Annotated in this window: 17 protein-coding genes; 1 reads left to right on the top strand and 16 read right to left on the bottom strand. The window is 45.1% G+C overall.

The window, feature by feature from the left end; genetic code table 11:
- Positions 1-15: 15 nt before the first annotated feature.
- The 16 genes from dnaE to rpsB all read right to left on the bottom strand — a co-directional run bounded on the left by dnaE (position 16) and on the right by rpsB (position 18,385).
- Entirely contained in the window at positions 16-3,495 is a 3,480-nt protein-coding gene (gene dnaE, locus AACQ21_RS06210; RefSeq protein WP_017047313.1) for a DNA polymerase III subunit alpha, read from the bottom strand.
- Positions 3,496-3,576: 81 nt separating this feature from the next.
- Positions 3,577-4,188 (bottom strand): ribonuclease HII, encoded by a 612-nt coding sequence (gene rnhB, locus AACQ21_RS06205; protein ID WP_105977250.1) that lies wholly within the window; start codon positions 4,186-4,188, stop codon positions 3,577-3,579.
- A gap of 58 nt (positions 4,189-4,246) precedes the next feature.
- The gene (gene lpxB, locus AACQ21_RS06200) at positions 4,247-5,395 is read right to left on the bottom strand and encodes a lipid-A-disaccharide synthase (RefSeq protein WP_017046603.1); all 1,149 of its coding nucleotides are present in this window, start codon (positions 5,393-5,395) and stop codon (positions 4,247-4,249) included.
- Between the two features lie 105 nt (positions 5,396-5,500).
- Complete coding sequence (gene lpxA / locus AACQ21_RS06195) at positions 5,501-6,289, bottom strand: acyl-ACP--UDP-N-acetylglucosamine O-acyltransferase (protein ID WP_026027915.1); 789 nt, start codon at positions 6,287-6,289, stop codon at positions 5,501-5,503.
- 1 nt (position 6,290) lies between these two features.
- Positions 6,291-6,722: a 3-hydroxyacyl-ACP dehydratase FabZ gene (fabZ, locus tag AACQ21_RS06190; protein WP_026027636.1), complete on the bottom strand. Its 432-nt coding sequence runs from the start codon at positions 6,720-6,722 to the stop codon at positions 6,291-6,293.
- Between the two features lie 116 nt (positions 6,723-6,838).
- Positions 6,839-7,870 carry a UDP-3-O-(3-hydroxymyristoyl)glucosamine N-acyltransferase gene (gene lpxD, locus AACQ21_RS06185; RefSeq protein WP_105977249.1) on the bottom strand — a complete coding sequence of 344 codons (1,032 nt, stop codon included), beginning with the start codon at positions 7,868-7,870 and terminating at the stop codon, positions 6,839-6,841.
- 7 nt (positions 7,871-7,877) lie between these two features.
- Complete coding sequence (locus AACQ21_RS06180) at positions 7,878-8,387, bottom strand: OmpH family outer membrane protein (protein WP_013856212.1); 510 nt, start codon at positions 8,385-8,387, stop codon at positions 7,878-7,880.
- A 15-nt stretch (positions 8,388-8,402) separates the two neighbouring features.
- On the bottom strand, positions 8,403-10,835 hold the full coding sequence (gene bamA / locus AACQ21_RS06175) for an outer membrane protein assembly factor BamA (RefSeq protein ID WP_017046601.1): 2,433 nt from the start codon (positions 10,833-10,835) through the stop codon (positions 8,403-8,405).
- Positions 10,836-10,883: 48 nt separating this feature from the next.
- On the bottom strand, positions 10,884-12,242 hold the full coding sequence (gene rseP / locus AACQ21_RS06170; RefSeq protein WP_105977248.1) for a sigma E protease regulator RseP: 1,359 nt from the start codon (positions 12,240-12,242) through the stop codon (positions 10,884-10,886).
- A complete protein-coding gene (ispC, locus tag AACQ21_RS06165) occupies positions 12,239-13,447 on the bottom strand; it encodes a 1-deoxy-D-xylulose-5-phosphate reductoisomerase (protein ID WP_105977247.1) in 1,209 nt (402 codons plus the stop codon). Before ispC ends, rseP begins: the two co-directional genes overlap by 4 nt.
- Before the next feature lie 48 nt (positions 13,448-13,495).
- Positions 13,496-14,338, bottom strand: a complete 843-nt coding sequence (locus AACQ21_RS06160) for a phosphatidate cytidylyltransferase (RefSeq protein ID WP_017047317.1) — start codon at positions 14,336-14,338, stop codon at positions 13,496-13,498.
- Positions 14,339-14,351: 13 nt separating this feature from the next.
- Positions 14,352-15,107 carry an isoprenyl transferase gene (locus AACQ21_RS06155; RefSeq protein WP_013856207.1) on the bottom strand — a complete coding sequence of 252 codons (756 nt, stop codon included), beginning with the start codon at positions 15,105-15,107 and terminating at the stop codon, positions 14,352-14,354.
- Between the two features lie 95 nt (positions 15,108-15,202).
- Entirely contained in the window at positions 15,203-15,760 is a 558-nt protein-coding gene (gene frr / locus AACQ21_RS06150; protein ID WP_010320122.1) for a ribosome recycling factor, read from the bottom strand.
- 35 nt (positions 15,761-15,795) lie between these two features.
- Entirely contained in the window at positions 15,796-16,527 is a 732-nt protein-coding gene (pyrH, locus tag AACQ21_RS06145) for a UMP kinase (RefSeq protein WP_010320123.1), read from the bottom strand.
- A 152-nt stretch (positions 16,528-16,679) separates the two neighbouring features.
- Positions 16,680-17,525 (bottom strand): translation elongation factor Ts, encoded by an 846-nt coding sequence (tsf, locus tag AACQ21_RS06140; RefSeq protein WP_013856205.1) that lies wholly within the window; start codon positions 17,523-17,525, stop codon positions 16,680-16,682.
- Positions 17,526-17,653: 128 nt separating this feature from the next.
- Positions 17,654-18,385: a 30S ribosomal protein S2 gene (rpsB, locus tag AACQ21_RS06135; RefSeq protein WP_013856204.1), complete on the bottom strand. Its 732-nt coding sequence runs from the start codon at positions 18,383-18,385 to the stop codon at positions 17,654-17,656.
- 384 nt (positions 18,386-18,769) lie between these two features.
- Between rpsB and map the strand changes: the two genes are divergently transcribed.
- Entirely contained in the window at positions 18,770-19,612 is an 843-nt protein-coding gene (gene map / locus AACQ21_RS06130) for a type I methionyl aminopeptidase (RefSeq protein WP_017044011.1), read from the top strand.
- Positions 19,613-19,725 lie beyond the last annotated feature (113 nt).

Genomic DNA, 19,725 nt, shown 5'->3' with positions numbered 1-19,725 from the left:
ATTTGACGCCAAATTTTAGTTAAATTCGAGTTCTACCTGATCTTTGCCAAGTAGCTGTTTCAATTCGTCTAACAATGTATCACTTGGGGTTACACGCCACTGCGTACCAAGAGTGAGTCGCACTCTCGCCTCTGCGCGTTGGTAGTATACATTGACAGGTATAGTCCCTGCTCGGTGAGGCTCTAAGATCTGACTAAAGCGCTCAAAAAACTGGCTGTCTATCTGTGATTGTTCAATCGATATCGACAAGCCACGGGCATATTTTTCACGCGCACTGCCCAAGTCCATGACTTCGCGCGCCGACATTTTAAGGCCACCATTGAAGTCATCAAAGCTGACCTGTCCAGAAATCACTAAAATTCTATCTTTTTCTAACAGCTCTGCATACCGCTCTAACGCATCAGAGAATAACATCACTTCCATACGTCCTGAACGATCATCTAACGTCATGATACCAATCCGCGTGCCACGCTTGGTGGTCATGACTTTAGCAGCAATCACTAACCCCGCTAAAGTGACGGATTGATCGCGTCGCGTTGGCGTGGCATCTTTTAGTCGACAACTGGTGTACTTCGCAAGTTCCTTAATATGTGCGTTTATTGGATGCCCGGTCAAATAAAGGCCCAATGTATCGCGCTCACCTTCAAGCCAAACTTTCTCAGGCCACTCGGGGACTTGCGTATATTTATGTTCTACTTCTTCTGGCGCATCAGTCAATACACCAAACATATCAACCTGACCAAAGGCTTCAGCTTGGTGGAATTGGCTGGCCGCTTTCACAGCATCATTTAATGAGGCCATCATTGCAGCACGGTGTGGGCCTAAACGATCCAAAGCACCCGCATAAATAAGCTTTTCAATCACACGCTTATTGACTTTTTTCAAATCAATTCTGGCGCAAAAATCAAACAAATCTTTAAAATAGCCGCCTGCTGTGCGCGCTTCTAAAATCGCTTCAATCGGCCCTTCACCCACACCTTTGATCGCGCCAATACCATAGACAATCGCGCCATTTTCATCGACGTTAAAGCGGTACAAGCCGGCGTTAATATCCGGTGGTAACACTTTAAGATTCATGCGTAAACATTCATCCACTAAGCCAACTACCTTTTCGGTGTTGTCCATGTCGGCCGTCATTACTGCCGCCATAAATTCGGCTGGGTAGTGGGTTTTTAACCATAAGGTTTGATAAGAAACCAGAGCATAAGCCGCAGAGTGCGATTTGTTAAACCCGTAACCGGCGAATTTTTCTACTAAGTCGAAGATTTTCATCGACAATTCGCCATCCACGCCGTTTTTTATCGAACCTTCTTCAAAAATCGCCCGCTGCTTGGCCATCTCTTCTGGCTTTTTCTTACCCATCGCACGGCGCAGCATATCCGCGCCGCCTAATGTGTATCCGGCTAGGACTTGGGCGATCTGCATCACTTGCTCTTGGTACAAGATGATGCCGTAGGTTGGGTCTAGAATTTCTTTTAATGACTCATGTTGCCATTTTTCATCTGGGTAGGAGATCGCCTCTCGGCCATGTTTACGGTCGATAAAGTTATCCACCATACCCGATTGCAAAGGCCCAGGGCGAAACAGGGCCACTAGTGCAATGATATCTTCGAAGCAGTCTGGCTGGAGACGTTTGATCAGATCTTTCATGCCGCGCGATTCTAACTGGAATACCGCGGTGGTTTCAGAATTTTGCAATACACGAAATGAAACTGGGTCTTCTAACGGGATAGCTTCAATACGAACGGGCTCTTTACCTTCTCGTTGTAAGCGCGGGTTAATCAGCCCTAGTGCCCAATCGATAATGGTTAAGGTACGTAGACCTAAGAAGTCAAACTTGACCAAGCCTGCGGTTTCAACATCGTTCTTGTCAAATTGAGTGACGGGGAAATGCCCTTCAGCATCCGCATAAATCGGCGAAAAGTCGGTAATTGTGGTTGGGGAGATCACCACCCCGCCCGCATGCTTACCGGCGTTACGCGTGCAACCTTCTAGAATTCGGCACTTATCAATCAGCTCTTTGACGTCTTCGTCATTGTTGTACAGCTCAGGTAACGCAGGTTCAGCCTTAAACGCCTTTTCGAGTGTCATTCCTGGATCTAGTGGAATAAGCTTTGAAATGCGGTCGACAAATCCAAACGGATGACCAAGCACGCGTCCCACGTCACGAATGACCGCTTTGGCAGCCATAGTACCAAAGGTGATGATCTGTGATACCGCATCACGACCATACATTTCAGCAACGTGATCAATAACTTGGTCACGTTTATCCATACAGAAATCGACGTCAAAATCGGGCATTGATACCCGTTCTGGGTTCAAGAAACGTTCGAAAAGTAAATCATATTGTAGTGGATCTAAATCGGTGATTTTGAGCGCGTAAGCCACCAATGAACCCGCACCCGATCCGCGCCCCGGTCCCACCGGAATATCGTTATCTTTTGACCACTGGATGAACTCCATCACAATCAAGAAATAACCGGGGAACCCCATGTTATTAATCACTTCGAGCTCTATTTGCAGCCGTTCATCATATTCAGGGCGACGTTGTGCGCGAACATCAGGATCGGGGAACAGAAATTCAAGACGCTCTTCAAGGCCTTCTTGTGATTTCATCACCAAGTATTCGGTTTCTTTCATTCCTTCCGTTGGGAAGGCGGGCAAGAAATATTCCCCTAAACGGACGGTAACATTACACCGTTTGGCAATCTCAACACTGTTTTGCAGCGCTTCAGGAATGTCGGCAAACAGCTCACACATTTCCGCTTCGGTGCGCAAATATTGCTGTGGGCTGTAATTTTTTGGCCGACGAGGATCTTCCATGGTGTAGCCATCATGAATCGCTACTCGAATTTCATGCGCTTCAAAAAACTCTTCGCTGAGAAACACCACTTCATTGGTTGCAACGACGGGCAGATCGTTATTTTCAGCTAATTCTAGAGCAAAGTGCAGATAGCTCTCTTCGTCGGCTCGCCCTGTGCGAGTCAATTCAAGGTAAAAACGATCGACAAAATGAGTTTGATAAAACTCGACACATTTATCGACTAACGCCTGATTACCTTTAAGCAGTGCTTTGCCTATTTCACCACTTTTTCCACCCGAAAGCACAATCAAGCCTTCGGCATATTTCACTAGCCACGCTTTATCAATCACAGGTAGGTGTTGCACATGACCGCGTAGATAAGCATCGGAGATCAGTAAGGTCAGATTTTTATAACCAACATTATCACTCGCTAGAACCGTCAGCTTGGTGAGCTCATCACCAAACTCCTCGGATTGCATGACAAAATCTGCACCGATAATCGGCTTTACCCCACAGTTATGAGCGGTACCATAAAATTTGACCAAACCACATAAGTTCGTGAAGTCGGTCAACGCTACGGCAGGCATCCCCATCTCGGCCACTTTTTTCACAAGCGGTGGCACTTTGGACAAGCCATCGATCATAGAAAAGTCGCTGTGGACACGAAGGTGGACAAACTTTGGTTCTGGCATGCAATAAAATCCTAGATGCTAGGTTTGGTACAAGATTTGGCGGTTATTCTACGCGAATCTGCTCGTGGCTGACACCCGCAATTAGTCAATTCCCAGCACGCGTTTCACTGGCTTAAAGCTTTTACGGTGCTCTGCGATGACGCCATGTTGTTCGATCGCGGCAAAATGCGCTTTAGTTGGATAGCCCTTATGTTGAGCAAAGCCAAATTGTGGGTACAATTTATCGAGCGCTTCCATCTCTTTATCGCGTACCACTTTAGCAATGATTGAGGCGGCGCTGATTTGCGCCACACGCATATCACCCTTGACGACTGCGATACCATGCATCGGTAATTGTGGGACACGGTTGCCATCAATTAAAGCCAAATCAGGTTGAATCGCTAGACCTGCAATCGCGCGTTGCATCGCCACCATAGTCGCTTGAAGAATATTAAGCTCATCAATTTCAGCTGGTGAACAGCGGCCAACAGACCAAGCGAGCGCCTTTTGTTGAATTTCAGGAAAAAGCGCTAGGCGTTTTTTTTCTGATAACTTTTTCGAGTCGGCTAAAACTTCAATCGGATTATTCGGATCCAAGATTACCGCGGCAGTCACTACGTCGCCCACTAATGGACCTCGGCCAACTTCATCCACTCCTGCAATCAAAACGTAGCCCTTAGGGTATTCAAAAGGAGTCAGTGTTTGTTCTGCCATCTCGTCTATTTTCCTCTCGTTATTTTTCAATCGCTCTTTTTAATCGTTAATGGTTTGGTTAATGGTTAATCAAGCTTAAAACCGCTTTGGCGGCTTGTTGATCCGCACCTTTGCGGATCCAGTGATGCATTTCAGTAAAACGTTCAATTAAAGAGGAATTATCACGGCTGAGCATGCTATCGACCGCAGGAAACAGATGTTGCGGGTCGCATTCATCAAGAATGAACTCAGGAACCAGTTCTTCTCCGGCTAAAATATTGGGTAGTGAAACAAATTCGGTTATCGCAAGCTTCTGAACCAACCATCCGGTGAGCCAGTTCACTTTGTATCCCACCACCATCGGCCGTTTGAGCAACATGCATTCCAGTGCGACTGTGCCAGAGGCAAGCAGCACAGCATCTGCGGCCGTGATAACATTGCGCGCGGTGTCTTCAATAATAACAAAATCGAGCTCTGGGGCGATCTCCTGCCAAATGGTTTCAAACTGCTGTTTACGTTTAGGATTGACGGCGGCTACCACAAAACCAATATCAGGGTATTTCTGTTTGATTTGTCGACATGTTTCAATAAATGGCTTGGCAATTAAACCGACTTCTCCCCCTCGGCTACCGGGCAGCACAGCCAGCCACTGTTTATCTGTCTCTAATTTCAACAGTTCACGAGCGGCGATTTTATCGGGTTGCAGTGGAATGGCATCGGCCAGTGTGTGGCCGACAAATTCGCACGCAACCTGATACTTGTCGTAAAACGCTTTTTCAAACGGAAGAAATGCCAGCACTAGATCGGTCGCCGCATCGATTTTAAAAATACGTTTGGGACGCCATGCCCATACAGATGGGCTCACATAGTGGACGGTTTTGATGCCCGCTTTTTTGAGATCAAGCTCTAGTCGTAAATTAAAATCTGGTGCATCAATACCAACAAACACATCCGGCGGATTGGCTTTAAAATACTTCACCAACTGCGCTTTAACTTTCAGTAAACGTGGTAAGCGGCCAAGCACCTCAACCAGACCCATCACGGCTAGCTCTTCCATATCAAATAAAGATTCACAACCTTGAGCAATCATTTTAGGGCCGCCAATACCGACAAATTGTGCATTGGGGTATTGCTGCTTGATGGCTTGAATGAAGCCTTCTCCTAATGTATCGCCAGAAAGCTCTCCGGCAACAATACCGATTCTTAGGGGGTTTTCATGTGAGTGCATATCGTTTCCTAACAGAATCCGCTCAGCCGTTATGCGGCGTCAAAAAGACAAAAGATCGCTAAACAAGTAGCGATCTTCGGATATTAATCAAAACTCAGTGGTGAACTAACGAATAATGCCACGCTCAGTTTTTTCTAGTAAATCAGTAAAACGCTGAATCGATGGGTACTCTTTCGCCATCTCAACCAATATAGGTAAGACCTCTGCTTGCGTTTTACCTGATCGGTAAATCTCTTTATACGCTTTTTGTAGCGCGCGAATTTCGGCTTTTTCAAAACCATTTCGCTTCAAACCAACAAGGTTAAGGCCAAATGGTGAAGCATGGTTACCTTGTGCTAACACGTAAGCAGGGACATCTTGCACAACAGCAGAACAACCACCGATATAGGCATAAGCACCAACGCTACAGAAAGGATGAATCGCCGACAACGCCATAACACCAGCATAGTCACCGACCGTCACATGGCCGCCAAGAATTGCGTTGTTACCAATGTGCGTATGATTACCAACAATCACATCGTGCGCAATATGGGCATTCACACACAATAGGTTGTCGTTGCCAACAACTGTTTGTGTTTTATCTTGCATAGTACCACGGTGAATTTGCACCGCTTCACGAATAACATTGCGATCACCAATGACAACTCGCGTATCTTCACCACCATACTTCTTATCTTGGTTCTCTTCGCCAATGACGGCGTGAGGGAAAATACGGTTCTCTTCACCAATGACGGTGTTTCCTTTGATGACCACATGCGACATCACTTCCGTACCTTGGCCAATACTTACCCCAGAGGTGATGTAAGTAAATGGACCAACGGTGACGTTAGCTCCGATGGTAGCGCCATCTTCAACCACCGCACTTGGGTGGATTTGTGCAGTTTCATGAATCATATTAAAACTCTCTACGAGCACATTTCATTTCAGCTGAACACACAACCTCACCATCAACTTTCGCTACGCCATTAAACAACGCAATACCACGACGCTCTTTAATGAACTGCACTTCGATGATCAGTTGGTCGCCAGGACCTACAGGCTTACGAAACTTCGCATTATCAATACTAGCAAAGTAATACAATTCGTTATCTTTCGGTGCACCAAAGGTTTTGAATGCTAGTAGGCCCGTTGCTTGTGCCATTGCTTCTAAAATCAGTACACCTGGAAAAATAGGTAACTGCGGAAAATGACCAGTGAACTGAGGTTCATTAACTGACACATTTTTCAAGCCAACAAGGTATTTGCCTTCTTCAAAGTCAATTACACGGTCAATCAACAGAAATGGGTAACGGTGAGGAAGCAGCCTCTGAATTTCAGTGATGTGCATCGTTTTCGTTTCAGTCGTCAAAGTCATATTCCTATACAGTAAAACTTTCAAAAATTATTTGGCATTATAGACGAAAAAGACTCGCAATTGGCGAGCCTAATCGGGAAAAAGTAGAATTAGGATTCCGCTTCCTGCTCTAAGTACTTTTCAAGTGCTTTAAGTCGCTTGTGCATATCTTCGATACGGTGAACGCGAGCGGCAGTTTTACGCCATTCTTTGTTCGGTTGCAACGGAATACCAGAAGAGAACATGCCTTTCTCGGTGATGCTGCGCATCACCATTCCCATGCCAGTAATGGTGACCCCATCGACAATCTCGATATGGCCATTGATGACAGTACCACCACCAATAATGCAATATTTGCCTATGTGGGTGCTGCCAGCAATGATGGTACCGCCAGCAATTGCAGTGCCGTAGCCAATACAGACGTTATGTGCAATCTGTAATTGGTTATCGAGAATGACGTTATCTTCAATCACAGTGTCATCTAATGCGCCACGATCAATTGTCGTGCAGGCACCGATTTCAACTCGATTACCGATCCGGACTGTGCCAATTTGCGGAATTTTAATCCACTCACCTTTCTCATTGGCATAGCCAAAACCATCAGAACCAATCACGGCACCTGACTGAATAAGGCACGCCGAGCCAATTTCCACTTCGTGGTAAACGCTGACATTTGCCCACAACTGGGTGTTAGCGCCAATTTTGGCGTTTTTACCGATGAAACAGCCAGCACCAATGGCGACGTTATCGCCCAGTTGCACGCCCGTCTCAATGACCGCGTTTGCACCAATAGAAACGTTCTGCCCTAGCTGGGCATCCGGTGCAACAACCGCAGAAGAGCTGATATCACTCGCAGGTCGCGGTGTCGTGTCCAGCGCTTGCGCCACCTTTGCAAAAGCAACGTATGGATCAGCGACGACCAATACATTGGTTGTACACAATTCACGTTCACTAGCCTTGACCATAATCACCGTTGCGCGGCATTGACCAAGGTGTTTGTTATATTTGGGATTAGAGAGGAAAGTTACGTAACCTTCCTGCGCCTTATCCATAGGTGCGACAGCGGAAACTGTCGCAGAGCCATCACCAAACAGCTCTCCCCCGGTGATGGTTGCCAATTCGGCTAAAGTCAGTTTTGCCATAATAATATTATTTTAGTTGTTTAATTACTTTCTCTGATAGGTTGTAGTCCGGCTTACCATATTGCATAGCTTGCACGTCAACAACGATGTCATAACCTTCTTTTTCCGCAACTTTCTTCACAGCGTCTTGAATCACCATGAAGAGTTTTTGCTTCTCTTCACTCTCACGACGCGCTGAGGCTTGCTCTAACGCTTGCGCTTTGATTTTGTACTTGCTGTCTAATTGACCAATTTCAATACGCAGCTTCTCGATCTCATCTTGACCTAGCAGTTCGCCATCACGTTTAAGTTTTTCAATTTTGGTTTTTGCTTCAGCTTGAATTGACTGTAGCTCTGCCCCTTTATCTTTAAACTCTTCTTGTAATTTTTGCAGCACAACTTCTCGTTGAGGTAATGCTTGGAATACTTGCGCGGTATTAATGTAACCTACTTTCTGCGCCGCCTCAGCGGCTTGCGCAAAAAATGATGAACTCAGTACAACTAGGCCCAATCCTGCCGCTTGAATCGCTTTTTTCAAAATACTTTCCTCTAATTAGAATGTTCTGCCGATCGTGAAAGTGAAGAACTCTTCATTATCACCTTCATAAATTTTAATAGGTTTGGCAATTGAAAATACCAATGGCCCCATAGGTGACATCCACTGTAGTGCCGCACCATAAGAGGAACGGTAATTCATTGGATCTGAGTAATCGTAATAATACTGATCACCATAACCGAGTTTCCCATCTTTGTAATCGAACTCTGTATCCCAAACGCTGGCCATATCGAAGAAGATGCTGGTGCGAATTTGGCTACGAGTTTCATCAGAGGCAAATGGCGTCGGTACAATCAGTTCTACACTGGCTAGCGCGACCGCGTTACCACCGACAGAGTCATCTGTTGCGCTATAGCAGCGGTTGTTGCCACCATTATTGCCATTACATCCTGTCGCATCGTTATAAATCGCTTTCGGTCCAGCCGAGTTAGATCCAAAACCACGCAAAGTGGTAAAGCCACCTGCATAATAGTTTTCATAGAATGGGAACAAGTTATCGTTACCATCCGTTTTCCCGTAACCATTACCATACCCTAAGCGTCCTCTTAGCAAGAGTGAAAACTCATGTTTTTTGGTTAATGGGAAATACTGGCGGACATCGTACTGCGCTTTGAAATACTTTACGTCTGAGCCCGGCACGGTCATCTTGTAGAAAGCGCGTTGGTGATTCCCCGCTGTTGGGAAAATGGTTCGGTTTAAATTATTGCGCGTCCATGAGATGTTGACGTCAAAGTCATTGGTGATCAAACTGCCATCATCGCTACGATTACTCGCTTGAGACTGTAAGAATTGACTAACTTGCACATACTCATCGATATTACCGATCTTGTTGTGCGTGTAACCGATACCGAGGTCAAAACGGTTTAATTCGTCAAATGGGAAACCCCACGTTAAACTTGTGCCGTAGCTTTCATTGGTATAATCAACAATACCAGCTTCAGAAGCCTCAAATTGGTTATAGAAAATCTTACCACCCAAACTGACACCATCAAGGTTCCAGTAGGGATCACGGTAATCTAAACTGATGTTCTTTTGATAGTCGTTCATCATGGCATTGATGCCAACTCGATTACCTGAACCAATGAAGTTGTCTTGTTGTAAACCAACCTGAAAACTCACGCCTGATTCTGTACCATAACCGACACCAAAGTTAACACTACCTGAGTTGGCCTCTTTCACGTTGTACACCAGATCGACTTGGTCTTCACTACCAGGTACACGTACGGTTTGCACATCCACTGTTTCAAAGAAGCCAAGACGGTTCAAACGGCTCTTACCCGTATCAATCGCTTTAGAGCTCAGCCAACTGCCTTCCATTTGACGCATTTCGCGGCGCAAAACTTCATCTTTGGTTGAGTTATTACCGACAAAGCGAATATCACGGACATAGATACGCTTACCCGCTTCCACATGAACAACCAAGGAAACTTCTTGCGTTTCATCATTAAATTCTGGGATGGTTCGAACTTGAGGATAAGCATAGCCAGCTTCACCCAATACTCGTTTTACATCTTCTTCAAGCTTGGTCACCAGTGAGCCGTTATAGGTTTCCTCGGCTTCAAACGGGATCAAAGCGGTAAACTCAGCCTCTTTGCCAATCAGCTCTCCGCGAAATTTAACGTCTTTGATTTTATAAGGCTGACCTTCGCTAATGCCTAAAGTGATATAAACGCCTTTTTTATCAGGAGAAATAGCAACTTGCGTGGAATCGACTTGAAACTTTAAGTAGCCACGGTCGAGGTAGAAAGAGCGCAAAGCTTCAATATCAGCGGCTAAAACCTGCTTTTGGTATTTATCATCAGAGAGGAAATTCCACCACGCCACATCGACATTTAAATTGAAGCGTGACAGTAAATCTTGGTCACTAAACACTTCATTGCCAATAAAGTTGATTTGCTGAATTTTCGCAGAAACCCCTTCACTGAACACAAATTTAAGGTCAGCACGGTTGCGAGGTAAAGGTGTTACCACCGCTTTTACGGTCGCGTTGTACTTACCTACGCTGTAGTAAAAATCTTCCAACCCCTTTTCAATGTTGCTCAAGGTCGTACGATCAAGCGCCTCACCGATGCGGATATTGGATGCATCAAGATTCTGCTGCAACTGCTCTTCTTTGATCGCTTTATTTCCAGAGAAGGAAACACTTGCAATGGTTGGACGTTCTTTAACCTGAACGATCAGAACATTGTTGTCTCGTAATACTTTGATGTCTTCAAAGTTGCCCGAAGTGTAAAGTGCTTTGATAATATCCGCGACATCTTGTGCATCAACGGTATCGCCAATTCGAACGGGCATTTTAAGCAGTGCAGCGCCGAGCGCAACGCGTTGAAGCCCTTCAATTTGAATATCCTGCACTACGAAATTCTCGGCACTGTGTGCTGAGAGGCTGGTTGCCAATAGTGTCGCGAAAAGGATCTGTTTCATTGCCATATTTATTCTTGTTATTCCTTGCTACAACTTCTGCCTAATGGTTACAAATCACAGGCGACTAAAATCATTAAATATTGCCACAGCCATCAAAGAAAAGATGATCGCCCCACCAATTCGGTATCCCATTTCTTGAATCTTCTCTGGGACAGGACGACGAATAACGGCTTCAATTGCAAAAAACAGTAAGTGTCCGCCATCTAACATTGGCAGTGGTACTAGATTGATAATGCCTAAGTTGACACTAATCAGAGCCAGAAAACCCAAGAAATAGACCAAACCGTAGTCAGCGGTAGTTCCAGCTCCTTTGGCAATCGAAATCGGCCCACTCAGATTATTCAACCCCACATCACCGACCACCAGTTTTTTCAACATGCTGACGGTTAAGTTGATCACTTGCTGTGTTTTTTCAACCGCTTTTCCGACTGATTCAAATACACCATATTGCAGCTCAAATCGATAACTTTCCGGCCATTCTGCGACTTTAGGAGCGATTCCCGCAAAACCTATCGTTTTGCCTTGCGGTAACTCACGAACGTCAGGCGTAAGCTCGATAGTCAAGCGTTGTTCATCACGCACAACAACCAATGAAACTGGCTGATTGGGATGGCTTTGTATCAACTCCACAACTTGCTGCCAATGGTTTATCTTCGCACCGTTGGCTTCGATCAAGGTGTCACCAACTTCTAACCCGGCCTTCTCTCCAGCGCTGCCTTGAGAAACATTGGTTAGCGTCAGCGATATTTCAGGGACAAATGGTTTAAAACCCAACGCTCCCATAGCAGACTCTGTTTCTGGGTTAAAGTTCCAAGAACGGATATCTAATGTTTTGATTTCATCCACACCAATTTCATTATCGGTTCCGACGGTGAGCGTTAATTGTTCATCACCAATATGGCTAATCAGCCCCATATTGACCGATTCCCAATCTAAGGTATTCACTCCTGAGACTGCTTTGATCTGCATTCCTGACTCTAAACCCGCTTGAGCGGCGATCGATTGCGGAGCAATTTCGCCAATCACAGGCTTTACCGCTGGGACGCCAATTAAGAACACGAGCCAATAGGCAAAAATGGCGAAGAAAAAGTTAAAAGCAGGCCCAGCACTCACGACAGCGACACGTTTCCACAATGGTTTTTGGTCAAAAGCTAAGGGTTTTAATTCAGCTGGAACATCATCAACACGGCTATCGAGCATTTTAACGTAGCCGCCGAGAGGAATAATTGAGAGGTTGTACTCGGTGCCATCTTTGGCTACTCGGCTCCAAAGTGATTTACCAAAGCCAATGGAAAATTTTTCGACTTTAATTCCGCAGCGACGTGCTACCCAAAAATGACCAAATTCATGCACAGCAACCAATATACCTAACGCAATGATGAAAGAGACGAAATTCCACAAAATACCACTCATAATAAATGCTCTTGTATGATTTGCTGGGCAATAGTGCGCGCCATTCTATCGAGCTCTAACAAGCTTTCCAAGTCATAGCAATGTAACTGAGTATGTGCTGCACACACTTTTGACAATACACGTTCATTAACTAGTGCGATATCGGTAAAACGAATTTGCTTATTTAAAAAAGCTTCAACGGCTATTTCGTTGGCTGCATTTAAAGAGGTGGTGGCATGTTGCCCTTGATAGCAAGCATCAATCGCCAATCCCAAACAAGGATAACGCTCGTAGTCCACATCCATAAAACTCAAATTACTTAATTTGGTAAAATCCAGTGCCGGAACACCCGCAGTAATGCGTTCTGGATAAGAAAGAGTTAAAGCAATTGGCGTGGACATATCGGGTTCCCCCATTTGCGCAAGCACCGAACCATCTCGGTACTGCACCATAGAGTGGATCACCGACTGTGGGTGGATTAACACTTTTAATTGCTGTTTCGATGCATTAAACAGCCACTTAGCTTCAATATATTCCAAACCTTTGTTCATCATAGTGGCGGAATCAACCGAAATTTTCGGCCCCATCGACCAGTTAGGATGAGCAATCGCTTGCTGTGGTGAAACATCAGCTAACGTGGATAAATCACTATAGCGAAAAGGGCCGCCAGAACCCGTGAGCAGAATATGTTGCACACCATGTTCTTGTAAATCACAGCGACCCAAAGAGCCTTGTATTTCAGGGGGTAAGCATTGAAAAATCGCGTTATGTTCGCTATCGACAGGGAGCAATTCCGCACCGTGTTTTTCGACCGCATCAATAAACAATTGGCCAGACATCACCAAGGCTTCTTTGTTTGCCAACAAAACACGCTTGCCCGCCTTTACCGCGGCCATGGTTGGTAACAAACCTGCTGCACCAACAATCGCCGCCATCACCGTATCCACCTCATCTAATGCGGCGACGTGGCACATGGCGTCTTCACCAAATAATACGGTTGTTTTTAAGTTCAGTGACTGCAATTGAGCTAAAAGCTCATCCGCCGCCTTTTGGTTTGCCATTACCGCATAAACTGGCTGCCAACGCTGACATAGCTCACGCATTTTATTGACATTATTTCCCGCGGCTAAAGCCACAACGGAAAAGTGTTCGGGATTTTGAGCCACGACTTTTAATGTGCTTGCCCCAATTGAACCTGTGGCCCCGAGAATCGTTAACTTACGCATAGCAACAACCGTGAATTAAGATTGGGGTAAGACAGCTTAACCCAAGCATTAGAAAATGAAATACAGTAGAGCAAAAACAGGAAATGCAGCCGTCAGGCTATCGATACGATCCAAAACGCCACCATGCCCAGGAATAATATTACTGCTGTCTTTAATTCCTGAAACGCGCTTAAACATACTTTCGACCAGATCACCGAGCACAGAGATAATCACAGTCGCTAATGTAATACCAACCATCGACAGCGTGTTTGTAAACCGGATATCAAACCAATCAGCAGTAAACCACGCCACAATCAATGCCGTAATAATGCCACCAATCAACCCTTCAATGGTTTTATTTGGACTGACTGCTGGTGCCATTTTGTGCTTACCAAAACTTTTGCCCGCAAAATAAGCGCCACTGTCTGCAGCCCAAACAATTAAGCAGACAAATAGCACCAACTTAGCACCGTGGTATGGCTCACTCAAAAAGGCTTCTGCGCGTAAAAAAAGTACGCTCCAGAAAAAAGGAAGTAGCGTAAGCACACCAAAAAGGTGCCTAAGTAGATTGGATTTTTCCCACCATGGGCGGGATTTAGGATAGGTAATGGCTAAAAAGCTAGAAAAAAGCCACCAAGCCACCCCAACACTTAATATCACATAGTGATTCGAGTTCATGTTGGCTAGGCTAACGGCATCAGGGGAAATCAGTAGGTAACTTGCTCCACCAATGATAATGGCGGGTAACAGCGCCAGATACCTAGATGTCGAATCGATAAACTGCGTCCATTCCCATACACCGACGAGCGCCACAAGGGCCAAAACGGCCATAAATAGGGGGAGTGGCAGTTCAAAAATGCCCAGCATCACCAGTGGAGCTAATATGAGCGCCGTGATAATTCGTTGCTTCAAACTAATGGATCCTTTATTTCTGTTCCATCAATGCCTTAACCTGTTCCCCTGTGCAGCCAAAACGGCGTTCACGGTTAACAAACCAAGTCACTGCTTCAATTAAACTTTCTTCACCAAACTCAGGCCAGTAAATCGGCGTAAAGTACATCTCTGCATAGGCCAATTGCCACAACATAAAATTACTAATACGACATTCACCGCTGGTACGAATGAGCAAATCCACTTCAGGAATATCAGACATCGTTAGCGACTGTGTAATCAGCGTCTCGTCAATCTGATCAGGAGAAAGCTCACCGCTCGCCACTTTGACCGCGATAGAGCGCATTGCTTCTGTGATATCCCATTTTCCGCCATAGTTTGCGGCGATATTAACGACCATGCCACTGTTTGATGAGGTTAACTCTTCTGCCTGAGCGATTTTTGTTTGTAAGCGTGAGCTAAAACGTGTTTTATCACCAATGACTCTAAGACGCAGATTGTTCTTATGCAGTTTTTTTACTTCTGTGGATAGCACAGTAATAAATAACTCCATCAACACGCCTACCTCAGCTTCCGGACGCCGCCAATTTTCACTACTAAAGGCAAACAGAGTAACGGCTTTAATACCCAATTTCGCTGCAGTGGAAATCGTTCTTCGGACCGCTGCTACACCATTCTTATGGCCAAATACACGAGGCTTACCTTGCGCTTTAGCCCAACGGCCATTTCCGTCCATAATGATTGCGATGTGCTGAGGTAATACATCAGATGAGAGGGATGAGTTTTGCATAAGAAATTAATTGATTACCAAACTGATAGGGCAAAATAGCATAAAAAAACGCTGCACTGTGAGCACAGCGTTTTAGAAAGGCTAAAAAGAGCGAATTAAACTTCCATTAACTCTTTTTCTTTTGCAGCAAGAACTTCATCAATTCTCTTAATCGCTACATCGGTAAGTTTTTGAATCTCTTCTTGCGCTTTATGATCTTCGTCTTCAGAGATTTCTTTATCTTTCAGTAGAGCTTTTAAGTCGCCATTGGCATCACGACGAATGTTGCGAACCGCAACGCGACCACCTTCGGCTTCACCACGAACAATTTTCACCAAATTACGACGACGTTCTTCGGTCAGTGGTGGCAGTGGTACACGAATAACCGTACCTGCAGACATTGGGTTTAGACCCAAATCAGACATCAAAATCGCTTTTTCAACTTTTGGCGTCAACTCTTTATCAAAAACAGTGATCGCGAGAGTACGTGCATCTTCAGCTACAACGTTAGCGATTTGATTCAGCGGTGTCGAAGCACCATAGTAATCGACAGAAATGCCGGAGAGTAAACTTGGGTGAGCGCGACCAGTACGTACCTTAGAAAGGTTGTTTTTCAGGGCATCTACGCTCTTATCCATACGCTCTTGAGCGTCTTTCTTGATTTCGTTAATCACAAATATCACCTACTTGTTTTTTTGTTTTGGAGTGATTAGTCAGCGGTGCTAATTAGTGTACCTTCCGCTTCACCCATTACCACGCGACGTAGTGCGCCCGGTTTGTTCATATTAAATACGCGGATTGGCATTTTATGGTCACGCGCTAGCGTAAACGCGGCCAAGTCCATCACTTTTAGCTCTTTTTCAAGCACGGTTGTATAAGACAGCTTATCATACAGTTCTGCGTCTGGGTTTGCCACTGGGTCTGCACTAAATACGCCATCTACTTTTGTCGCTTTTAGAACCACATCCGCTTCAATTTCAATACCGCGCAAACAGGCAGCAGAATCAGTTGTAAAGAATGGGTTACCAGTACCCGCAGAGAAGATCACAACACGGCCTTGACGTAGTTGGCTGATAGCATCGGCCCAATTGTAATCGTCACACACACCTTTAAGAGGAATGGCAGACATCACGCGCGCATTCACATAAGCACGGTGCAAAGCATCACGCATTGCCAAACCATTCATTACGGTTGCCAGCATTCCCATGTGGTCGCCCACAACACGGTTCATGCCCGCTTCAGCAAGACCTGCGCCACGGAATAAGTTACCGCCGCCGATGACAACACCCACTTGAACACCCAGTTCAACCAGTTCTTTTACTTCCTGTGCCATGCGATCTAACACCGCAGGATCAATACCAAAACCTTCTTCGCCTTGTAGCGCTTCACCGCTAAGTTTTAACAGGATACGTTGATAGGCTGGTTTAGGGTTCGTAGTCATGGAGCTTACCTTCCAAATAGAGAGTTGTTAATTAACAGTCATGATTTAAAACTGAATACTGAATTCTAAATCATCACAATTAGTCTCAATATGCCATTCGTAAAAAGACCGCAGCCTTGGCTACGGTCTTTTTTTAGGCAAAATCGCTAGGATTAACCTTTTTGAACCATTGCAACTTCTTCAGCGAAGCTAAGTTCTTGAGCTTTCTCAATACCTTCACCAACTTCTAGACGTACGAAGTTAGTAACGGTTGCGCCTTTAGCTTTCAGCATTGCGCCAACAGTTTGAGAAGGATCCATGATGAACGCTTGACCAGTAAGTGATACCTCACCTGTGAACTTAGTCATGCGGCCTTCAACCATTTTCTCAGCAATTGCTGCTGGCTTGCCAGATTGCATTGCGATTTCGATTTGGATTTCACGCTCTTTAGCCACAACTTCTGCTGGTACATCTTCAGGGTTCACGTACTCAGGTTTTGCAGCAGCAACGTGCATTGCTACGTGTTTGATGGTCTCTTCATCCGCTTCACCAGCAACCACAACACCGATACGGTCGCCATGGCGGTATGAACCTACTTTAGCGCCTTCAATGTAATGAACGCGACGGATAGTGATGTTTTCACCAATTTTAGCAACAAGAGCAATACGTGCTTCTTCAAATTTAGCTTGAAGTGCTGCGATATCTAGACGCTCAGCAAGTGCAACCGCTAGAACTTCGTTAGCGAACGCTAGGAAGCTTGAATCTTTTGCTACGAAGTCAGTTTGGCAGTTCACTTCTAGAAGTGCTGCAAAACCATCAGCTTCTTTAATTAGGATAGTACCTTCAGCTGCGATGTTACCTGCTTTTTTCGCTGCTTTAGCTGCGCCGCTTTTGCGCATGTTTTCAATTGCTAGTTCGATGTCAGCGTTTGCTTCTACAAGCGCTTTTTTACATTCCATCATACCTGCGCCAGTACGCTCGCGCAGTTCTTTTACTAGAGCAGCAGTTACAGTTGCCATTCTCTATTCCTCAGTTGATTCTGGTGGTAAAAATCAGGGGCCGATTGTTTGGCCCCTGATGCTAACTATAACTTGTTCAATGCACCAATCGTGTGACACATATAATCAAGTGTGACTCAGAGCCGCTATTATTCTGCTTCTACGAAACCGTCTTTTGCAGCAGCAAGTGCAGCTGCATCTTTGTTACGACCTTCGTTAACCGTTTCTGCAACAGCATTTAGGTAAAGCTGGATTGCACGGATTGCGTCGTCGTTACCAGGGATAATGTAGTCAACGCCATCTGGGTTAGAGTTAGTATCAACAACAGCGTAAACTGGGATACCTAGGTTGTTTGCTTCTTTAACTGCAATGTGCTCGTGATCTGCATCGATAACGAATAGTGCGTCAGGTAGACCGCCCATATCTTTGATACCACCAAGAGATTTCTCTAGCTTCTCCATTTCACGAGTACGCATTAGAGCTTCTTTCTTAGTTAGCTTATCAAAAGTGCCATCTGTTGCTTGAATTTCAAGCTCTTTTAGACGCTTGATTGACTGACGAACAGTTTTCCAGTTAGTTAGCATGCCGCCCAACCAGCGGTTGTTAACGTAGAATTGGTTGCTTGCGATAGCCGCTTCTTTAACAGCTTCAGATGCTGCGCGTTTAGTACCAACGAAAAGAACTTTACCTTTTTTCTCGCCAACTTTTTGTAGCTCAGCTAGAGCTTCGTTGAACATAGGAACAGTTTTTTCTAAGTTGATGATGTGAACACGGCTACGAGCACCAAAAATGAATGGCTTCATTTTTGGGTTCCAGTAACGAGTCTGGTGACCGAAGTGAACACCAGCTTTTAGCATGTCGCGCATTGATACAGTTGCCATTTAAAAATCCTCTATGGGGTTAGGCCTCCACATTCCCCATGTATCCGACCCCTAACATCTATTCGGTTGTTGCCGATAGTTTTATTGTTGGAGCACCCCGGAACACGTGTCGGAATGTGTGTGATTTAAAGATAATGTGTTTAGAAAGGAAGGTGGGCTTCGTCATTTCAGAAGAAAACGCACTTCGATTCCGGCGCGCTTTATACCATATTTAGCCCTTCTCTGGCTAGAAAAAAATACGACACATCATGGCTTAGGTAAGCTGTAGTTATGCAAACAATTCTTACTTACCGACAGGGATCCCTTGCGATTCATCCATGCACTGCTAGAATAACGCCCATTCGCACAGTTAAGTGCTTAAGAATTAATGCATAGAGAAAGCCGATGTCTGTAAAAATCAAAACTGCTGAAGAAATAGCCAAAATGCGCGTCGCGGGTAAACTGGCTGCCGATGTCCTTGAGATGATTGAACCGCATGTAAAAGTGGGCATCACCACTGAAGAACTTGACCAGATCTGCCACAAGTACATCACTGAAGTACAGCAAGCTATTCCAGCACCATTGAATTACCACGGTTTTCCTAAATCGATCTGTACCTCTATCAATCACATTGTTTGTCACGGTATTCCGGCAACTCAAGATACGCAGTATGGGCAATTACAGCGTCCAGCGGTACTGAAAGAGGGTGATATTCTGAACATTGATATCACGGTTATTAAAGATGGCTACCACGGTGATACCTCAAAGATGTTCTTTGTCGGTGAAGTGTCGCCAGCAGATAAGCGCCTATGTCTTGTTGCGCAAGAGTGTCTTTATATCGGCATGAAGAAGGTCAAACCCGGAGTTCAATTGGGTGAGATTGGTACTGCGATCGAAAAACACATTAAAACCAATAATAAAAATAACCCACGCCTTAAATTTTCGATTGTGAAAGATTATTGCGGCCACGGTATTGGCGCTCAATTTCATGAAGAACCGCAAGTGGTTCACTATAAAAACGGCGACAGAACCGTACTGCGTGAAGGGATGATTTTCACTATCGAGCCAATGATTAATGCAGGTAAATTTGGGTGCCGCCTTGATGATGAAGACAATTGGACGGTTTACACCGCCGATGGCAAAAACTCAGCGCAGTGGGAACACACCATTTTGGTTACCGCCACTGGCTGTGAAGTGCTGACGCTGCGTGAAGAAGAAACCATTCCGCGTCTGATGCATAACGCCTAATTACATCGAACCAAAACCTTATCAATCAATATCCCTCTTGCAGGGATATTTTTTTATCTGCAGTGATTTGATACAGTCAGTCTACGTTGTGACATATCACCAGCATGGATTGC

The sequence above is a fragment of the Vibrio sp. V01_P9A10T6 genome (assembly GCF_963877065.1).
Classification (GTDB): Bacteria; Pseudomonadota; Gammaproteobacteria; order Enterobacterales; family Vibrionaceae; genus Vibrio; species Vibrio anguillarum.
This window is presented reverse-complemented; position numbering and strand designations above follow the sequence as displayed.